The organism is Holospora curviuscula, assembly GCF_002930195.1.
Classification (GTDB): Bacteria; Pseudomonadota; Alphaproteobacteria; order Holosporales; family Holosporaceae; genus Holospora; species Holospora curviuscula.
In genome coordinates this window covers 31,181-50,201 of record NZ_PHHC01000084.1, presented here as the reverse complement: position 1 = coordinate 50,201, position 19,021 = coordinate 31,181, and the positions used below count along the sequence as shown (strand labels likewise).

At 35.8% G+C, this 19,021-nt stretch carries 15 protein-coding genes, 2 tRNA genes and 1 pseudogene; 7 read left to right on the top strand and 11 right to left on the bottom strand.

All coding sequences use genetic code 11. The features are described 5' to 3' along the window. From HCUR_RS09570 to HCUR_RS08590, 5 genes and pseudogenes are all read right to left on the bottom strand, one after another. A pseudogene (locus tag HCUR_RS09570) lies at positions 1-150 on the bottom strand (IS481 family transposase); the annotation flags it as partial. 294 nt (positions 151-444) lie between these two features. After that, entirely contained in the window at positions 445-1,899 is a 1,455-nt protein-coding gene (locus HCUR_RS04360) for a hypothetical protein (protein WP_104206923.1), read from the bottom strand. A 631-nt stretch (positions 1,900-2,530) separates the two neighbouring features. After that, the gene (locus HCUR_RS04350; protein ID WP_104206921.1) at positions 2,531-2,905 is read right to left on the bottom strand and encodes a hypothetical protein; all 375 of its coding nucleotides are present in this window, start codon (positions 2,903-2,905) and stop codon (positions 2,531-2,533) included. Positions 2,906-3,122: 217 nt separating this feature from the next. Continuing rightward, positions 3,123-3,368: a hypothetical protein gene (locus HCUR_RS04345; RefSeq protein WP_129591908.1), complete on the bottom strand. Its 246-nt coding sequence runs from the start codon at positions 3,366-3,368 to the stop codon at positions 3,123-3,125. A gap of 268 nt (positions 3,369-3,636) precedes the next feature. Further along, complete coding sequence (locus HCUR_RS08590) at positions 3,637-3,834, bottom strand: hypothetical protein (protein ID WP_104206918.1); 198 nt, start codon at positions 3,832-3,834, stop codon at positions 3,637-3,639. A 301-nt stretch (positions 3,835-4,135) separates the two neighbouring features. On the opposite strand from HCUR_RS08590, the gene HCUR_RS10220 reads away from it, so the two are divergent. The 4 genes from HCUR_RS10220 (at position 4,136) to trpS (ending at position 8,539) form a co-directional block, all read left to right on the top strand. Further along, the gene (locus HCUR_RS10220; protein WP_104206917.1) at positions 4,136-4,396 is read left to right on the top strand and encodes a transposase family protein; all 261 of its coding nucleotides are present in this window, start codon (positions 4,136-4,138) and stop codon (positions 4,394-4,396) included. Between the two features lie 1,205 nt (positions 4,397-5,601). Next, a complete protein-coding gene (locus HCUR_RS04320) occupies positions 5,602-6,177 on the top strand; it encodes a DUF4167 domain-containing protein (protein WP_165780748.1) in 576 nt (191 codons plus the stop codon). Then, on the top strand, positions 6,158-7,456 hold the full coding sequence (tyrS, locus tag HCUR_RS04315; protein WP_104206914.1) for a tyrosine--tRNA ligase: 1,299 nt from the start codon (positions 6,158-6,160) through the stop codon (positions 7,454-7,456). The genes HCUR_RS04320 and tyrS overlap by 20 nt, the downstream gene beginning before the upstream one ends. A 45-nt stretch (positions 7,457-7,501) precedes the next feature. Continuing rightward, positions 7,502-8,539: a tryptophan--tRNA ligase gene (trpS, locus tag HCUR_RS04310; RefSeq protein WP_104206913.1), complete on the top strand. Its 1,038-nt coding sequence runs from the start codon at positions 7,502-7,504 to the stop codon at positions 8,537-8,539. A 4-nt stretch (positions 8,540-8,543) separates the two neighbouring features. Here trpS and HCUR_RS04305 read toward each other — a convergent pair whose 3' ends face one another. The 3 genes from HCUR_RS04305 to HCUR_RS08585 all read right to left on the bottom strand — a co-directional run bounded on the left by HCUR_RS04305 (position 8,544) and on the right by HCUR_RS08585 (position 10,522). Continuing rightward, complete coding sequence (locus HCUR_RS04305; protein ID WP_104206912.1) at positions 8,544-9,890, bottom strand: sensor histidine kinase; 1,347 nt, start codon at positions 9,888-9,890, stop codon at positions 8,544-8,546. A gap of 7 nt (positions 9,891-9,897) precedes the next feature. After that, a tRNA-Gln gene (locus HCUR_RS04300) sits at positions 9,898-9,968 on the bottom strand. 392 nt (positions 9,969-10,360) lie between these two features. Continuing rightward, positions 10,361-10,522: a hypothetical protein gene (locus HCUR_RS08585; RefSeq protein WP_165780745.1), complete on the bottom strand. Its 162-nt coding sequence runs from the start codon at positions 10,520-10,522 to the stop codon at positions 10,361-10,363. Positions 10,523-12,126: 1,604 nt separating this feature from the next. Between HCUR_RS08585 and rpmG the strand changes: the two genes are divergently transcribed. Next, positions 12,127-12,288, top strand: a complete 162-nt coding sequence (gene rpmG / locus HCUR_RS04295) for a 50S ribosomal protein L33 (RefSeq protein WP_104206911.1) — start codon at positions 12,127-12,129, stop codon at positions 12,286-12,288. A gap of 45 nt (positions 12,289-12,333) precedes the next feature. Beyond that, on the top strand, positions 12,334-14,133 hold the full coding sequence (locus tag HCUR_RS04290) for an ABC transporter substrate-binding protein (protein WP_104206910.1): 1,800 nt from the start codon (positions 12,334-12,336) through the stop codon (positions 14,131-14,133). A 1,140-nt stretch (positions 14,134-15,273) separates the two neighbouring features. Here the strand turns inward: HCUR_RS04290 and recR are convergent. Both recR and HCUR_RS04280 read right to left on the bottom strand, forming a co-directional pair. Next, positions 15,274-15,933, bottom strand: coding sequence for a recombination mediator RecR (gene recR, locus HCUR_RS04285; protein WP_104206909.1), 660 nt, complete (start codon positions 15,931-15,933; stop codon positions 15,274-15,276). An 8-nt stretch (positions 15,934-15,941) separates the two neighbouring features. After that, entirely contained in the window at positions 15,942-16,241 is a 300-nt protein-coding gene (locus tag HCUR_RS04280; RefSeq protein ID WP_104206908.1) for a YbaB/EbfC family nucleoid-associated protein, read from the bottom strand. 994 nt (positions 16,242-17,235) lie between these two features. Here HCUR_RS04280 and HCUR_RS04275 point away from each other — a divergent pair. Then, positions 17,236-17,307, top strand: a tRNA-Val gene (locus tag HCUR_RS04275). Positions 17,308-17,648: 341 nt separating this feature from the next. Here the strand turns inward: HCUR_RS04275 and HCUR_RS04270 are convergent. Next, on the bottom strand, positions 17,649-17,996 hold the full coding sequence (locus HCUR_RS04270; protein WP_104206907.1) for an IS630 transposase-related protein: 348 nt from the start codon (positions 17,994-17,996) through the stop codon (positions 17,649-17,651). Between the last annotated feature and the right edge of the window lie 1,025 nt (positions 17,997-19,021).

Here is a 19,021-nt window from a genome sequence, read left to right as displayed (position 1 = left end):
TTTCGTATCTTCTCTTTTTCTCCACTTGAGGATTGTTTTTGGGTTAACATTAAATCTTTTAGCCGCTTTTCCTATGCTCTCTTTACTATCACGGATCCCTCTACGGATTGCCTCCGTTGTTCTGGCATTTGCGTGTAATGCTTGTCCCATAAGCTTTTTCTTCATGCATTATTATCTTCATAATATATACCATAACTCTCTGGGATCAAACAGCTAGTTGAAATTGTAATTTGATGCTACATCAAAAAAATCTTCTTGCCAATGTTTACCTTTACTCTTTCTTTTGTGTTAATTTATTATTAAAAAATACTACCATTGCAACTCAAAAGCACTACACTCTTTTGGAAGATCAAAAAACCAGCCCTCTAAAGGGCTATAGTATCGAAATATGAGCAAAAATACTCAGCTATCGTCTTTCGGACCGATCCAAAAAAGTTAACTCTCCTAAAATAAATCCTTTTGTTGTTCGCTGTGAGCATTATGCTTTTGTCTATTGGAGTCATTTAAATTCTGAGCTTGGAATCCAGACTGTATAATTTCTTCTATATTCTTTGGCTCAAATGCATTTTTGCGTAATATTTGCTTTACCTTTTCTTCCAGGGGAATTTCAAGTCCCGGGTATTTACGTACAAGATTTCTTAATGTATTCACGCTTGTTTCTGTGGTTTGGGGGGGAGCGCTTCCGCCTTGCGCCGTTTCTGTAGGGAAGTAAGAGGAAAAATTTTCCTTAATAAACTCTCTTAACAAAGTGTCCGCATAATTTGGATCTTTTTGCTGCGGCACTATCGGCAGAATTAACGCAGGCTCTACGTGAGTATGCGGAGCGTCCTGCGCTTGATTCTCAACCAGAGTCTTTTGAATGTCAAAAAGCAGTGCTCGAACTATACGATTACTCTGCTGCCGAACGTTAAGATGAGCCCGCTGCCGACGTGTAAGGTTAATTGGCGTACTATTACCCTCTTGCGAGTTCATATCCTCCAATTGGTTTATGATGTTCTGGACTCGATTCTCAGCCCTAAGATTACTATACTTCCTAAGCTGCGAAAAAACTCTGGGCCGATTCAACTGTACATGACTATACAGAGACGAAAGACCATACCACTCCCCCTGATCATTTATTCTGTTTCTAATAGCCGAAAGCGATTGCTGAGCCTTACGGTTAGCTTCATCCTTAATCTGTGGACACTCCTCAGCGTTATAGTTAACAACTCTTTGCTGAGCTCCTCGAAGTTTATCACTCATTAAACGCGTACTCTCTGACTGAATCAGCTTCTGGAGCCATTCCTGAGTTTGAGGCACCTTCCGAGAGCAATCCTGAAGTTTGTTTACATATTTTTGATACTTCTCAATTTTCTTAACAAGCTCTGAATGTTTCGCCAAGATCCTATGTTCAATATCCTTGCTTTGATCAAGCATCTCTTTAATTTTTTTCACCTGCTTCTGAATTTCTTCTTTACAGAAATTATCTGCTAACTCTTGATGTTCAGAGAAAAATTGAAAAATACTTTTAACCGGTACTTTTTCCCTACGATTAGAAATCATCTCACGTATCTCAGAAATCATACCTAAATCGTTCATTTTCTCCTGATACTGCTGACGTAAAGCTTGAACTCCTTGCAGAAAAAGTGGAAACTTTGTCATCTCTGTAATGTTTTCCTCAAAATGCTGCAAACTTTGCTGAGCGCGCTTCACACTTACATCCAGATTACTAATATCATGAGAGATGTCTTCCAAAATTTTAAGAAAAGGATTAAACCCTTGAATTATTTTTTCAATTTCTTGAAGTGTTTTGTGACCCTCTGCAAGCATTTCCTTAACAGTTGGCACTGAAAAAGCTCCAGAGCTAATCATTACTAAACAATACACATAATTAAAGTTTTTTTTTACATTTTTTTTCATACAATGCTAGTCTACATAAAAAATCATGATTCGATTTTATACTAAAAGTACTTATTTTGTCAACTTTTTGGTTATATTAATTTTTATTAAAACTTTATGAATGCTCACACCAAACTTTTCTAAAATAAAATTACAAAAATACTTGGATAAGAATCCACACATAGTGTGAACACGCATAATCTCTAAGAAAACCTAATGCTCTTTGAAGAATGAAAGTAATATTTTCACTCAAAAGTACTACACTCTCTTGGAAGATTAAAAAAAAGAATAGCTCTCCTAAAAGACTCTAGTATCAAAAAATGAGAAAAAAGCACTCAGGTAATGTCTTGCTAAATAAGCTAAATCGTATATTTAACTTTTTTGTAAATTTTTAGCGCTTTGAATAGTTTGCTTTTTCCTATTGGAATCCAAACCTTATAATTCCGTTATATTTAGGGACGAAAATTTATTTTTCTGTAAAGCTTCTTTTACCTTGACTTCAAGAAAGATTTCAAGATCTGAGTATTGATGCACAAGATTTTTTAATGTATTCACACTATCTTTTATGGTTTGTGGTGTCCCCTCCTTTCCATTAGGGAAAGAAGGGGAAAAACTTTTCCTACTAAACTCCCTTAATATCCCCACTGAGCATTCAAAATCTTGTGCTGAAGTAGACAATTATTCTTCTGACAGTAGTATCTGAACCGTGCTGCTGATTCTGCTGCTCCAAAATAGGCTGATTCTTTCGGGTATCCAAAAGCTTTAGATGACGACACAAAAGCTGCCCCTGAGCTATAATGTTGAAAAGCTGCTGATTTGTAACGAAAAGCTGCTGCTTAGCTGTAAGATTACCCTGCTCCTGAGCCATAGAATTATTCCTCTGACAAGCCTGAAGCCTCTTATGAATGGACTGAAGCCAAACCTGAGCGGCCACCATACTCTGGGACAAAACTTCAGGAAGAAGCTTTTCTAAAAGATCTTCCTTATCCAAACAGGAATCTAAAAAACACTGCTTTTTTATAGTCATGAGTCAGTATCACTTCATTCAGCTCCTGCGTAGTCCTATGTTGCCACAACTGAGCTTTCAGCTACGCAGCTTTCTAAGTCTTCAGCTGAACCTGCTTCTGAGTCTCAAGCCGCCTCTTCTGCAGATTTTTCTGAATATCTTGTAACCAACCCTGACTTATAAGTATAGTTTTATGATTAATGTACCACGTAAGATTTTGGGAAATTTTAGGAAAAGTTCACAATGAAACTTCTCGGACTGTCGAAACTTCTCCAGTGACTCCTCCCTCTAGAGTCGAAACCGATTGATATATTTGAGTTTCCTTAAGACTCAAATACCTGGCTGGACGAAAACCATCATTAAATAGCTTAGTCCATTTATGTACATGATCAGCCTGAAACTGATGCACTGTCTGCCAAACCTTTTGCTGAAGCATAATCGGAATTTGGGGTAAAATCCAAGCGAACTTTCTAATTTCTATCAAATATTTCTCGTGTTGAAGAATTTCTTGCTTAATTTCACGATATGTGTTCCAAACGTTCTCTTTTAAGATTCTTGCTTTTCTTCAGTCCCTCATCTATTTCGCGCACTTGCTTCCAAAAATTTTGATCCGCTATTACCTCTTGATTCGGAGTGGAAGAGTGGAGATCACGAGTTAGATACATCAAGCAAATAGGCTTATCGAGAAGATTACTTATCTCATTAATTAGCATTGAAATCTGGTTTTTTTCTCATACCTCTGAGAAAGTCTCTCAACTTGTTGCAGAGAGTTCGAAGACTATATGAATCATATCCGCTAGATTTTTCTCAAAATTACTAATGTCATCAGAAATATCCGGATATGCTGCAACACAATGATTAAGCTCCTCAATTATTTTTTGAATGTCTCCAAGTATGTACTGTCCCTGCATCAGTGTTTTCTTAACAGCTTGAGGCTTTTCAGTTGACACTAAAAAAAGCTGTAGAGCGAATCATCATTAAAAAAATATACATTAATTAAACTTTTTCTTGTATTTATTTTTTATATGTAAAATTATATATATATTAAAAAAAATTATCATTTAAATTTTACACTAAAAAATTTTTTTTGTCTAAGGCCACCTCATAAACATAAATATTTGAAAAAAGAGAAATAATAAGGGAATGCCTTGGAGGGTGAACAATTTAAGGTAAAGTTAATGAAAGAAATAGAAGAAGGGGGGTTAGATCATTTTAAACCCCTAAAAGATCCTAGGTTGAGTAAAGAATAGGGTGCATGGGATGTCTGAGGTATTCTTAGGGGCTTTGTGCGCAGCGCTATGCGGGGCTGAGGGATGGCAAGATATTGAAGATTTTGGAAAGTTAAAGATAGACTGTCTCAGGGGTCATCTGCCCTATAAGAACGGCATACCCCGTGACGATACATTTCCAAGGTTCTTTAGAAGCCTTGATCCTGATCCGTTTCAAGATCTATTTCCTACCTGGGTGAAGCGCATAAGTATCCGTTTCAAGATCTGTTTCCTCCCTGGGTGAAGCGCATAAGTATCCCTTTCAAGATCTGTTTCCTCCCTGGGTGAAGCGCACAAGTAAAAATAGCCGGGCAATATTGTAGAAATCGATGGAAAGGTATCAAGACGCAGTTGAGATGTTACATAAGATACGCACTTTTGCTACAGAGGCTAGGCCAAGGGAAGGGAATGAATAAAAGTAACGCGCTCACAGTAATATTGAAAATATTGGATTGGCTGGATAGTAAAGGATCGATTCTCACTATAGATGCCATGAGATGTCAAAATAAAATTGCAGATAAAATCATGGGTATACAGCTCTGCACTTTATTACAGTTAACAAAAGCTCAGGTTTCACGATAATCAATCAAGAGGTTAAGAAAAATGGGGAACTGGAGTAATGACATACTTTTCCGTATCGTGAACAAAATTTTTCATGAGGTAGCTCTGTATCAAGAGCGTCTTGCTTAATAAGTGATTTTTAAGAATGAGTAAAGCGTTCTGCATGAGCTAAGTAAATCAAGATTTTGTGCTATTTAATTTCCCAATCCTATGTATCTCGGCTACTATTATGATTTATAAATTCCGGTATCATAAGTAGCCTGAATTTCCACTCTGAATCTATAAATCAAGGCACGACTATTAGATGGTCGTTGCTTTTCTTTTATATCATTATTTCTCTTTACAAACATACCGTAAAGAATATTCTTTTCAGAAAAATAAATGCACATTATTTATCGCACTCATTAATCCGCCTGGACAGCTGAATTCTTCTTTATTTATCTTTTAGTGAAAAATCAAGAAATATCTCAGGAAACGCATTTTTTTCTATGATTTTTATTGTATGATGTATGTGATTATTGGATAGTATATTGCCGAGCATAAACAATATTTTTTTATTATGGCTAGCGTACCGCTTTGCTAATATTCTTTTGGTGCGCAAGCAAGTATGAAGAGTGTATAGGAAAAATGCTATATGTAGCTCCGCATACAGCGTACTAGCGTATCACCTTGTTCTTGCCTCGCGTTTTATTTCACCACTCATCAAATCGCTTCCTTATACTTTATAATTATATCCTGTAACATAACACACTTTTTATTGTTTGTAAAAAAAAAGATATTTTGATTTACCCTTGAGTCAAAATGAGAATTTATGTATTAATACATATTCTCTTGACTAATTCTTTTTTTTTTGTCACAATCTAATAAGTTGTATTTTATTGTAGTATCGTGAATTCTTTTAGAGATAAACAACAAGGATCTTATCGGTTACGTTCTGGAAATTCTGGACATCAAGGATATCAAAAAGTGGTCAAAAACAGACATCATATTTTTGAAAGCCAAGGTCCTACAGGTAAGGCTCGAGGAACGAGCGTTCAATTAGTGGAAAAGTATTTAAGTCTTGGAAGAGAGGCTTTTTCTATAGGAGATACTGTTCTTTCAGAATATTTTTTTGAATATGTAGAGCATTATCAAAGAATAAGTCACGATTTTAATACTTTTAAGCCAGAAAATTCTGGGGCAGTGTCTAATGGAGCGCAAAAAAAGACAGATCTAGAAGTAGAACACATAGGAAAAAGTAATGCACAAAATGAAGAAGATTCTACATTAGAAGTAGCAGCTTGTGCACAAGGCGGAGAAGATTCCACAAAAAAAATCGCAGAAGATTCCACAAAAAAAATATCTCGCACCTATCGTCGCAAGCCCACCCGATCGGGAGAAATTCGCGACAAGCATTCTCCCGGAGGGGTTATTTTACCTGTGAGTATCTCGGAAAACGCGTGGGATGAAGGTATTCCGGAGTAAATTTAATGACCAGGGGGCAGAAATGGAGTTCCAATATAAAAGCGATGTACTCAATACGTTACAGCGTAGAGGTTTTATTTATCAAGTAACGCATCCCGAGAGTTTAGATGCAGCATTTTATTCAAGTTCTGTGGTGTCCTATTGTGGATTCGATGCTACAGCAAAGAGCTTGCATGTGGGAAACTTATTGGCTCTTATGGTAGCGCGTTGGATGCAGTACTATGGTCATACACCTATTTTGTTAATGGGTGGGGGTACTAGTAAAATTGGAGATCCTTCTTGGAGAGATACCAGTCGACCTTTATTGAAGGATAAAGAAATTGAAGAAAACATTTACGGTATTCAACGTAACGTACGCCAACTCTTAAAGTTTGATGGCCCCCAAGCTGCTCGATGTGTAAACAATGGAGATTGGTTAGATCAGTTACTCTACATTCCCTTTTTAAGGGACATTGGCATACACTTTTCTGTAAATCGTATGTTGGGGCTAGAACATGTTGCAAGCCGTCTTGAAAAAGAAGAACCTCTAAGTTTTATCGAGTTCAATTATTTATTGCTTCAATCGTATGATTTTTTGAAATTATATCAAGAATACGGTTGTACTGTGCAATTTGGGGGTTCAGATCAATGGGGAAATATTGTCTCAGGTGTTGATTTGGTACGGCGCTATGCAAAGGCTCAAGTATTTGGATTAACGCTTCCTTTGACGACTCTAAGGGATGGAAAAAAGATGGGAAAAACTGCCCAAGGAGCGATTTGGATGGATGCTTCCTTGTATACACCGTACGCGTATTGGCAGTTTTGGCGTAACGTTGAGGATGAAGATGTTATGCGCTTCTTAAAGCTTTACACTCTGATTTCTCTGGAGGATATCCAATATTTGCAATCTGAAAAGGGTATAAATGAAGCAAAAATTCTACTCGCAGATGAGGCTACTTCGCTCATTCATGGTCGTCAATGTCTTGAGGGAATTCATGCTATGGTTCAAGGTGTATTTCACGCTCAAGCACCAGAAATACTAGATCATAATATGCCTCATTGGATTATTCCCCCTCAGCGTTTCACCCAGGGGCTGACTATGGTAGAAATTTTAGAGCATTTAAATTTTGTGACATCTCGCAGTGAAGCACGACGAAAAATTTTTCAGGGAGCAGTAAAGATGGACCAGAAAGTATGGGAAGATTCATCTCAAATTTTGACCACTTCGGACATGCCTCGAAACTGGGCGTTTATTCGTTGTGGAAAAAAACACCAAGGATGGATTAAACTGGACACCTAATACACATTGTATAGCATATAATATATCTATAAATTGAGGTAAAATATGACCTATAAAGAAATTGAAATCAATCAGGATATTGTTCTTCGTCCCCGTTTGTTGACTGGGGATCGTCCTACTGGAAAATTACATTTAGGGCATTATGTAGGATCTTTGTTGAATCGTGTTGCGTTACAGAAAATCTACGACACTTATATTATTATTGCGGATGTTCAGGCCTTAACTGATCATTTTGATCATCCATTACATATTGTTGCAAACGTGATTGAAGTGGCAAAAGATTATTTAAGTGTGGGCATTGATCCCCACTTTTCAACTATTTTTATTCAATCTCAAATTCCAGAAATTCATGAGCTTGCAACCTACTATCTTAATCTTGTATCTCTAGCTCGCTTAGAGCGCAATCCCACTCTTAAAGCTGAAATTCAAGATAAAGGGTACGATAGATCTCTTCCCATGGGATTTTTGTGTTATCCGATTCATCAAGCTGCAGATATTACAATTTTTCAGGCCAGCTGTGTTCCTGTGGGGGAAGACCAAATTCCTATGATCGAGCAAGCAAATGAGATTGTTCGGCGATTTAATCGCACTTATAATACCCAGTGTCTTAAAATTTGTCAGGCTCACCTTAGTTCTACGTCACGCTTGGTGGGCATTGATGGTGTTGCAAAGGCCAGTAAATCTTTGGGAAATGCTATTTTTTTGTCAGATACACCAGACATTATCAAAGAAAAAGTATTCCAGATGTATACAGATCCTTTACATGTGCGTGTTACTGATCCAGGCAGAGTAGAAGGAAATGTTGTGTTCTCTTATCTAGACGCTTTTTGTCAAGATTCACAGAAAGAAGAACTAGAAGCTTGGAAAGCTCATTACCGTAAAGGTGGTCTGGGAGATACATTCCTTAAAACCGCACTCAATGACATTTTACAGGAACGCTTTGCTCCCATTCGGGAAAAGCGTAATGCGTTAAGAGACGGTGAAGTGTGGGAAATTATTAAGGAGGGAACAAAACGTGCTCGTCATGTAGCGCAATGTACTATGGAAGAAGTGAGAAAAGCAATGGGACTAAGATATTTTTAAATAATTATTCACACAACAGTGGTAATGTCATATGAATATGGGCTCCCTGTAACGCTGGAATGGGGGATTGGCAAGTCTCACAGGTTACGTAGACCGAGCCTTTATGACGCTTGATAATACGTTCTGTAATGGAAAGACCTAGCCCTGTACTGACTGTGTTGTGAGAAGTGCGGCTTTTATCTTCTTTAAAAAATGGTTTAAAGATTTTCATTTTGATAGATTCAGAAATGCCCAGACCATCGTCTTGAATACACAGAATCATAGTATTTTCTTTAGAAAATACACAAATAGAGACAAAGTTCTGGGCATATTTTAATGCATTGTCTAAAAGATTCTGGACACATCGTTGCAAATCAGAACTATTTCCTTTGACGCGATAAGAATTAGCGTTTCCAAAATCCCAGTACACTTTTTTGGCATAAGGATAAGAATTTTTTTGTTGAAGCATGGATAAAATTTCTCGAAAATCGATGAGTTCGTCATCATAGGGAGTGTGCGTAGTAAAATCTAGGTACTGATGAATCATACGAATCATATGGTCTACATCTTCTTGAAGCGCGATCACATCGGGGGAGGGGGGTAAAAATTGACACTGCAATTTAATACGGGCCAGGGGTGTACGTAAATCATGGGATAAATCCAATAAAAATTGATGACGTTGTTCAAATTCTTGTTGCAAATGTTGGACCATACGACGTAATCCTATTCCAATACGGCGAATTTCTCTGGCTCCTTCAATTTGGGGGAGCTCAGGAATATGATCCGGAGTTATGTGTCGAAACCATTCGGATAATCGCTTAAGAGGACGCACTTGTTGGCGCATCATAATGACAGCAATCATTAAAAACAATCCGGAAAAGATACAAGCCCAAATTCCACACAGTCGTAAGGTGCGATATCCCAACCGCTGAGTGGGTGTAGAAAACATGTAATAATTTTTAGAAGTTTTAACCCAAGCAGAAATTGTAGAGTGCGTACGATCAATTCGCACGCCTAAGGGAAATAAATTCATCAATGCTTCGTATAAAAAAAGAGACTGGCTGTCCTGTTGAGCTTGATGGAGAAATTGAGAATTAAATTGTGATACTTTTTCAATCTTTACATGAAAAAAGTCTCGTCCCATTTTTTGAATGGTATGCCAACTCAATACTTTTTGCTCTTCAAGCTTACACAAAAACTTAACATTACGCGCAACGTTTTCACACAAAGACTTAGCAACGTATTTCCAGTGTCGCTGTAAAAAAATCGTTCCTGAAGCAAAAAATATCCACAGCACCGGGATTACGATAATAAAAAAGGATCTCAGTAAAAACGTTTTTGGAAAATAATTTTTGACTCTAAATTTCATCATAAAAAAACTGGGAGACCTGGATTCGAACCAAGGTTGCTCGGTCCAGAGCCGAGAGTTCTACCGCTAAACTATCTCCCAATTACGACTCCAATCCTACACTATGACACATGTAGAATCAAGTCCCAAAGAGTGCCATAAAATATACTGAAACTAAATAGCTCATCAAAATATTTTTAGAGCTTGTATTTATGGATTAGCTATCTGTCTTAACAAGAGCATAGAATGAGCGATCATCACTGTATTTTTGACAACTTCTATAGCACTTTCGTAATCTTTAGACAATCTTGGATAATGCTTTAGCCAAGCCAAGGTTTGTTCAAAGACCTATCTTTTGGCGCACACAGCCCATTCTGGGGTTCTGAAATTTTAATTGTCTTGTTAAGAACGTTTCCCAAAAACTCTAGCATGGTTTTTCCATACCCGGCATCTGCGCACACGCTTTTGAGTGTCGGATATTGTTGCAGAGCCTCTTAAAAAATATTGCACTTCCCTACTGTATTATGTTGAGTGACTTCATGAACAGTCCCATACACTAGAGTGCCTTGTTTATCCACAATACTATGGTGTTTACGTACATTGATTTTTTTCTCCGTCAACGCCGCGTTGTTCACAAGTCCCGGTAGTTTTGGCACTGTGTAGAATCAACTCTCCTATAGCTCGGGTCTTCACTGCCACCAGCTTTGCTCCACCTTATCTTGATAAGCGTGCTCAGTATTTTTTTCCATATTCCTTTGATCCTGTATCTTCGATAAAACCTTTAGGAAGCATTCGCCATGGGCAGCCGCTCTTACATGCTCTTTCTTCTCGTGTTTACCCAATTCAAAATGATCCCTTAATTATCTCTCATCCATGATCTGTTAAATTCCTTGTATCATTCATTTTTATTACCTCCTCGCGTCACTATACTTCCTCCTTTTATCCATGAATATAAGTTCTGAAACTAAATAGCTCATCAAAATCTTTTTATTTAAGTCATGGCTTAGAATGTTGTATTCTATAGTGAATTTGTGTATAGCAAAGCAAGAAATATTAACGGATAGAATTAATGAGGCATATTTTTTTATTCTTCTATTCAAACTATTTTACCCTGAAGATAGATTCTTTGTTTGAAAGAAAAGTTATACTTTATGTGATGTAATGCTTTTCAAACTTTTCCTAACAATTAAGCACGTATAGCAAACTAAGTTAAAGTTTACATATAGATACGGTATTTCCAAAGGGAAATACCTAGATCCTATAGAAAAGATGTTAAAAAAAAGTAGTATCCTATAAAAAAAGAAATAATAGTTTCAAAAAGCATCAAAAAATATTTGAAATATTATCAAAAACAGTAAGGAATGAGTATAAACGATATTCATTAGAAGGAAAGTATTAACTAAAAAGGGTAATTGCTAAGAAATAAAGCGTAAATAGTGAAGAAATAGCACCGTATGTAAAAAGCAACGTTGATTATTTGATCTGAAATGGGAGAGCATCTTAGTATACGTACTGCGGGCGCATTATATTTGCTTTGTAAGATGAGGATACAATTATAAAAAAGCTTATACCTATTAGGGCGCATACGAATAAACATCTAAGGCTTACCAAGAAAATATAAACGGTATACCGCCTCACCTTATTGTATATGTTGATGAACGTGGCATTGAGATCAATTTTTGCAAAGATAGAGGATAAAGCAACAAGAAAGTATTGGTAAAAAAGTTGCAAATCATTACGAGGGAATAGCGAATGATTGTTGAGTATGTTAATCATACGCTAATGGGTTGATAATAGGGCTTGTAATAGAAAACGATGTGAAATTTGAGTTGAAAAAAGAGTTAATAAAAAACTCTCTCCTGAATAAGCTGTAATCATGAATAATACTTCATTTCCTAAGTCTCAAAAGACGCAGGAATAGATTAAACGCGTTTGGTTTAGTATCTTTTACTCTAACCATATCCTTCTGATTGAAACCCGATAGAGAAATTTTAGGCTAATGTAAAACGATGGATCAAGGTAGAACGTTACGCAATGTGATAGAGTGTATGATGTATTTTTTTAATACTCAAACCTTAGACTAATTTACTATAGTATTAAATTTTTCTCAATCACTCAAAAGATAAAACGCTGCAGAAGATACTAGGTAACATCTAGGAATTATTAATCAAATTTTAAATCAGAAAGCGATCATGCCCTGTAGACTTTAATAACAAAATTCGTTACAATAAACAATAATTATCCTTACTTTGTGTAGTCCATGGCAAAAAAAAAAACTAACTTGATTCGTATGATCAGTGAAGCAGGAACAGGAACTTTTTATGTTACAAAAACTGGTTCAAAAAAAGAAAAGTTAAAATTAAAAAAGTATGATAAGAAAGTCAGAAAACATGTGGTGTTCAAGGAGCATAAAATAAAGTAAAAGTGGCTTTTAGAAATCTTAAGTAAAACATTCTAAAGAGGGTTTGTGCTTCAAATTTTATTATTTATTTTAACATTAATACTTCCGAACCTTTTGTGTTATTCTACCCGAGCACAGTCATTTTTAGCAATATTTTCTGATAGCGTTCCTTCTTTTCCCTCTCAGAAATTTCCTTGGAAAGAATCAAACTTTCAAGACGGTGGAGATCTTTGTTTAGGTGCTCAAGGTACGTTTAATACACTGGAGTTCTGGCAAGAACGTGGTGTGTGTGCTCAAGGGGTCGTAGAGCTTGTGCACGGTCGTCTTTTTATGCCTTCAGAACAAGAGTTAGGAATAGCCTACAGTTATGTTGCGAATTATGTAGAGCGCTACAAAGATCACGTTGTGTTTTGGATCAATCCTGATGCGAAATTTCATGATGGTAGTGTAGTCCGTCCAGAAGATATTGTATTTAGTTTTAATTTTTTAACTAGAAATTCATCGTTATTTCGATCCTATTTTTCAGGGATTGAAAGCGTGAAACCTCTATCGGTTCCAGTAATAAAATTTGGAAAAAAAGTCCAAGGTGTGGTATTTTATTTAAAAAAAGATGCTCCCCAAGAAGCAGGGTTTACGATTTCAGAACTTATTGTGCTTCCGAAATCCGTATATCAAAAGGGAATTCCTAGAATACCTGTTGGGTGCGGTCCCTATACAATTAGCGGCCATCAAACGGGAGAATTTATTCGCTTTGAAAAAATACCACAATGGTGGGGGAAAAATTATCCTTGTGGTCAAGATGTGTACCGATTTTCTAGTGTAAAATATATCTATTTCAAAGAAGAAGATAGTATGTTTGAGGCTTTTAAAAAAAGGGATATTGATTGTTTTTTTGAGCGTAGTGCAAAACGTTGGATGAATAGCTATGGTTTTCAAGCAATAGATCAGAACCGTAGTGTTCGACAAGAGCTCCTCTCAAAAGATCCTGTTCCTATCACTGGATTAATCTTTAATACTCGTAAACCTATTTTTCAAGATATTCGCGTGCGTTGGGCTTTAAGTCTTTTGTTAGATTTTGATACGTTAAATGAGAAATTTTTCTACAAAAAATACCATAGAATTTGTTCGTTTTTTCAAAATACTTATTGTATGGCAAAAGGTATGGCTTCCTTGGAAGTAAAAAATATTTTGAAACAAGTTAAAGCTTCCCAGGAAGCGTGGACGCAACCCGCGGAGTATTTTACCCAACTTCCCGGTACTTGGCAGCAACGTAGTAAGGCTGCGCTTTCTTTTTTGAAAGAAGCAGGATGGAAACTATATAACGGAAAATTATTTCATGATGTTCTGGGGGCGTTCCAAGTAAAAGTGTGTGTTCCTAAAGCGATGAGAGATGAATGGTTACGATTTTTTCAAGCACGAGCTGCTTTAGTTGGGGTTGAGCTAAATATTGTTTCTTTAGATCAAGCCGCTTACCAGGCAGCAAAATCCATCTTTGATTATGATATAATTTGGGGAATGATGGGAATCTCCAGCGGATTTCCAGGGCAAGAATTAGATCTTATATACAGTAGTCGTTCTGCTTCTAAAGCGGGAAGTTATAATGCTATGGGAATTTCTGATCCAAATGTTGATGTACTGATTCAGCGTGTTAAGAAGGCGCGTCATCAAAAAGAATTGCGTATCTCAGCTGAAGCACTCGATCGGTATCTTCTCACGGGATGTTATGGAATTTTCGGATGGTATTCACCTTATGTTTGGCATGTTTTTTGGAAAGATCGTATTGTTTATCCTAAAGTACTGCCTTGGTCTCCTTCCAGAGGATGGATTTATGCAGGAAAAGAAAGAAAAATTGGAAACGGATTGTAAGAATGAAACACTGCATTTCTTTGAAATACTATACTTCTTCTTTTTACTAGTTGTAGTCAATTAGAGTGAAGATAGAATTTCAAAGTCTTTACCTAGGCTTTGTATAATTCCGTAAAATCAGTCATTTTTCTTTTAATCCATCGTTTTATGTTAGCCCAGAGTTTCTATTGAGTCCACAGCAGGGGAGTATGGTAGTCAGAAAATCTGTCTCCAATCTACTAATTTCATCCGTAATCTAAGCATTTGATCTGTTGAAAACTATGAAATAAAGTATTATTCGTAATAAAAATCAGGCCCGTTTTAGTTTAAAAACACCTTCTAATCAATGCTTAAAACATTCGGTATTATAAAAGTCTTTAAACATCCTTAGAATTATGCACTTATTATCTGCTAAACGTGCTAGGATATCTATTTTTTCGTAATATTTATCATTCTTTTTAACCGCATATTTCTCATTTTTTTCTTAGCCTCTATTATTGTACATGTTTAGTTCAATATCGCTTTCATCAACATCTACAAATTGTGCCGGAAGAATGTCCTTTATAGCTTTCTGTAAGTTATTTCTTTTTTGTTCGCTTGTTTTTTTTATACTATTGTAGTAGATTCTGTGCGTGTAAAAAATTTAGTATCTATATTAAGTACTTTAGCATCGTCATTATTCTTTATAAGTCATTCTACTTTTTTAATAATAAAATTTACTGTTGTAACTTAAACGTGTTTTAGCTTCATAATTTTCTTCTTTTTTATATAATATTATTCGCCCAAAAACCTTTTAATACTTTTTTTTATGTGCTTGCTATATAAACTCGCTATCATTTTTCTCCCTTAGCACTATGCTTTTGCACCTAATACACTATTTATTTACTATAAAAAACAAGAAAGCTGAAACTGTGTTGTATAATATATCAAAAGCTATGATATTTTTTGATTCACTATTGTCCCAGAATTGTTTTATAGAAGTTTGATCTAACGCACTCCAAACCCACATTACACTTTATAGATTTTATGAGTTTTATTATTTTTTTAGGATTTACTAAACAAGATACTATCCAAAGTCAGTCTAGGGAGAAGCGTTTATTAGATGTATATCGCTTTGTTACGCTCCGAATATGCAGGAACACTGTATCTAAAAATTCTGGATTAGGAGAGTGAATGCTCACTTTGTTCAAAGTCTCGCCACTTTTGAGAAATAGTTGAAGTCGTTACAACTTCCCGTCTTCCCCAAAATGCACTCATTAATGTAGCTTGATCTAAAGATTCTAGCTCTCCTCCCGTGGGTAAGCCTCGTGCTAAACTGGAAACTTTAACATGAGGATACAAAGGAAATATTTCTTGAGCTAAATAATTTAATGTACTCTGTCCATCTAATGTACTATCTAGTGCTACCACTACTTCTAAAATACCAGAAGCTAAACGCATTCTCAACGTTTCCATATTCAGATTTTCGGGATTAGTGCCGTTACTTAATGAAATCAATCCCCCTAAAATGTGGTAAGATCCTTTAAAAAATGCTGCCCTTTCCAACGCCCAAACGTCTCCCATACAGGCCACCACACACAATACAGTGGGATCTCGATTTTTTGCGCTGCACAACCCACAGGGGTTTTCTTCATCTAGATAATGACATACAGAACAGTGCTGGTAGCGTAAATCAACCTCACGCAAATGCTCCATGAAAGGTTTTAGGACGTTCGCTCTGTGCGCCAGTAAGTACAGGGCAATACGACGAGCAGAACGAGGTCCAAGGCCAGGAAACTTTGATAATAATTGAATAAGCCCGTGGAGCTTTTCGCCTACCATATCCGATCCTAAAACATTCCTTCTAAACTGGAAGGAATGTTTAATTCTTTCATAGAAGCGGTCCGTTTTTTTTGAAGCGTTTCCCAAGCGTGCTGGTAGGCTGCTAAAATAGAATCTTCTAACATTTCTACGTCATCCAATGCCTCAGGATTGAGAGAGATTCGAACTAATTTTCCTTCTCCAGAAATGACTAATTTTACTGCGCCTCCCGCACTTTGAGATTCTAATTCCATAGTCCGTAAACGCTCTTGCGCTTCTAGCATTTTTTTTTGTACATCCTGAATTTTTTGAGTAAATTTTGAAAACACTACTGCACCAGCTTTACTTATAACTTATGATCATTTTATCGCTAATAGGGACTAAAAAATAGGGGGTGTTTTCTTTTTTTGAAGAGGATGAGGAATAAGACCTAGATCCTTGGAATTTCTTGCTAGTATATTAAATTTTCGCAAACTATTTAAAAATTTTTACGAGTATATAGTAAATCAGATTACATTAAGTCCAAAAAAAATATTTCAAAGTATTGTAGAGCTGCGTAAAACTCAGTCATTTGTCCAAAACTTCTTCATAGGGTTTTATATTAGTGAAAAACAGCGATCAAAAATCCGCCTGTAATTCATATTTCGTGGTGCTTTTTTAGTAGTTTGATTCAACACTATTCTACTTAATAATTAAAATAGATCTGTAATGCAAGAACTGTTAAAAATCATGAAAGCCATGAATTGATTATTGACTACGCAAGTGTTTTGGGGAGTATTTTTTTATTGCTTCTGATTGCTTATCTCGATTTTTTTCTTTATTAGGTGAAAACTTTTTTATACCTAAACTCTAGCTGCCTTAACCGATATCTCGCACCACGAGAAGTCATGAAAAATTTACCAGAACAACTATTTACTCTGAAATCCGGATGGTACTTTAGCTCTATGCGTGAGTTTGCTCCTATACGGAACTTGATAAAGAATTTCTTTCGCTTTCGTAACGTAAATTTGTATTTATTTAGTGTTATTTTTTTTGATACCAAAACCTATGGATGCTTCTTTTTGACTGTTACCTACCTTGATAAAGTTTATGAGTGGTTCTCTTAAATTTACGCTGTATAGACTTGTTGACTTATTTTAATTTTTTGGAACCGTAATATATCATTCTTTATATTATAATTCAATTTCTATTGTTATTACTATTACTATATTATCCCTCAACTGAATATATTTTTAGGAAAAGCCCTTCAATAAAATTACAATGAGCAATTTATACACCTCTAGTAATAGATTGACCATCTATGCTATATTTATTTTATAAAGCGGGGGCATAGCTCAGCGGTAGAGCGTTACGTTGACATCGTAAAGGTCACAGGTTCGATCCTTGTTGTCCCCACTAAAAATTATTCTGCATCCTTTTTATAGATGTTAATTTTAAATTTAATATGACTTCCTGTGTAAGCCTAAAACGAAAGATTTTAGGGATTCGCTTATAATATAAGGGGGCTCTTATCATAACGCTTTTTAGATGTGGAATAATTCGTTTTTCATATTAAGGATGCTAACCATAATTTTGAAATTAATATTGTAGTTTTTGCTTCGTTTTTGTAATGTACGGCTAGAATTTAAAAAATTTTGATCTGGAAAAATCTATGTTCACCCTTTACCCGTATTAGAAAAACTACTTTCCGCTAGGTCAGCGATTGATTGGCCCTCTTTTTCTAGGAACTCAATCCTTTAGCAGAACATAGATCTTTTTTCTAAGCCCGCTTTCGGATGATGGAGTGTTTTTTTATATGTCACGCCTAAACGCTTTATCACATATTGAATACCAGATTCGCTAATTCCTAATCTTTTGCTGCTTTCTCGACGATCGCTATTTGGAAACTGATCTGTGTCATTTCTGAAACTTTCTTTGCTTAGTTTTTTCCAAGGCTTATTCCTAGTGTTTTGAGGCTGTAACTTCTTGCTCCATCTGAATATTGCTGCGCTCGATGTTCCAAATCTATCCGCAATTTCACTATTTACAAGTTCCTTTTTAGCTTTTATTTTTAATACTTTTTTTCTAAAATCTACTGCTCCTATCTATTAATATACGCGCTTCTAACCCTATATTATTTTTCTTTCTCACTCTTTCGTGCTCTTTTTATACTGCTTTGGTTATATATCAAATAATCTCAAACAATTCTTGAACATTTTGCAACGTTTTTGTAATGTATCCTCATATAAATTTTTTTTCAGGTTGTCCCTTTATGGTCCTCACTTTTTACCTTACGTCCAACCTTTGATCTTAAATTTGATTCTTACACAGCAAGTCTAATGTGTTTATAGTGCGATATTAATATTAATTGATTATTTATTTTTTTTCTGAGAATAACAATATTAATTTTACGCTCTAATAAATCATTTCTTAGCTCATTATTATCCTATTATTTGTTGGCCAAAAAATAATTGGCAATCATCGGAAGAAATAAATGAAATTTTCTGTTGCGATTAATGTTTTTATCCGTTTGTTCATTTAAAACAAAGCAGAATTCTAAAGAAATCAATTTTTTTGTGTATTGTCGTGCAAATCTCTCCAAAAGCTTGAGTATCTTGTCTACCTATTGTAGTCGCTGCCTGTTGGTTCCCTTTAACGTTTGCCATCCATCCTGTTCCATTGATGATGGCCATCTTTCTTTTTTTAAGAGCGAAATTAGGCTATTGAATTCTCTGGTTTTACACCAACTATCGTAGTCAGTATAAAGTGCTTTTCTATGGCCCATATTTTAATAAAGCCCTCTAAGCTGTTTCCATAGGCCCCCCAGCACACCACTTGTATGAAAAGAAGATTTATTTTTAGGTCAACCCCCGTTGTGCGCATGTATAAAAGCCGCTCTAATTTTACTCAAAGAAATCTTTTTGATCTCAGCATAAGAGCTTGTCCGCAAATGAGAGATATGTTAGTGTATCTGGATGATGTTGGATGCAATTGAGGAATATAAATGAATAGAAGAGCGTATGAGACAGATTTAAAAGACAAAGAATGGGAATTAATATCGGAATATTTTATACCAAATATTAAGAAGGCTGGCAGGCCTGTGAAACACAGCAGAAGAGAGATATTAGAT

Excerpts from the sequence above, each read along its gene's own strand:
- HCUR_RS04350 (WP_104206921.1), bottom strand. The coding sequence starts at position 2,905 with ATGACTATAAAAAAGCAGTGTTTTTTAGATTCCTGTTTGGATAAGGAA.
- trpS (WP_104206913.1), top strand. The coding sequence starts at position 7,502 with ATGACCTATAAAGAAATTGAAATCAATCAGGATATTGTTCTTCGTCCC.
- HCUR_RS04305 (WP_104206912.1), bottom strand. The coding sequence starts at position 9,890 with ATGATGAAATTTAGAGTCAAAAATTATTTTCCAAAAACGTTTTTACTG.
- rpmG (WP_104206911.1), top strand. The coding sequence starts at position 12,127 with ATGGCAAAAAAAAAAACTAACTTGATTCGTATGATCAGTGAAGCAGGA.
- recR (WP_104206909.1), bottom strand. The coding sequence starts at position 15,933 with ATGGTAGGCGAAAAGCTCCACGGGCTTATTCAATTATTATCAAAGTTT.
- tyrS (WP_104206914.1), top strand. The coding sequence starts at position 6,158 with ATGAAGGTATTCCGGAGTAAATTTAATGACCAGGGGGCAGAAATGGAG.
- HCUR_RS04360 (WP_104206923.1), bottom strand. The coding sequence starts at position 1,899 with ATGAAAAAAAATGTAAAAAAAAACTTTAATTATGTGTATTGTTTAGTA.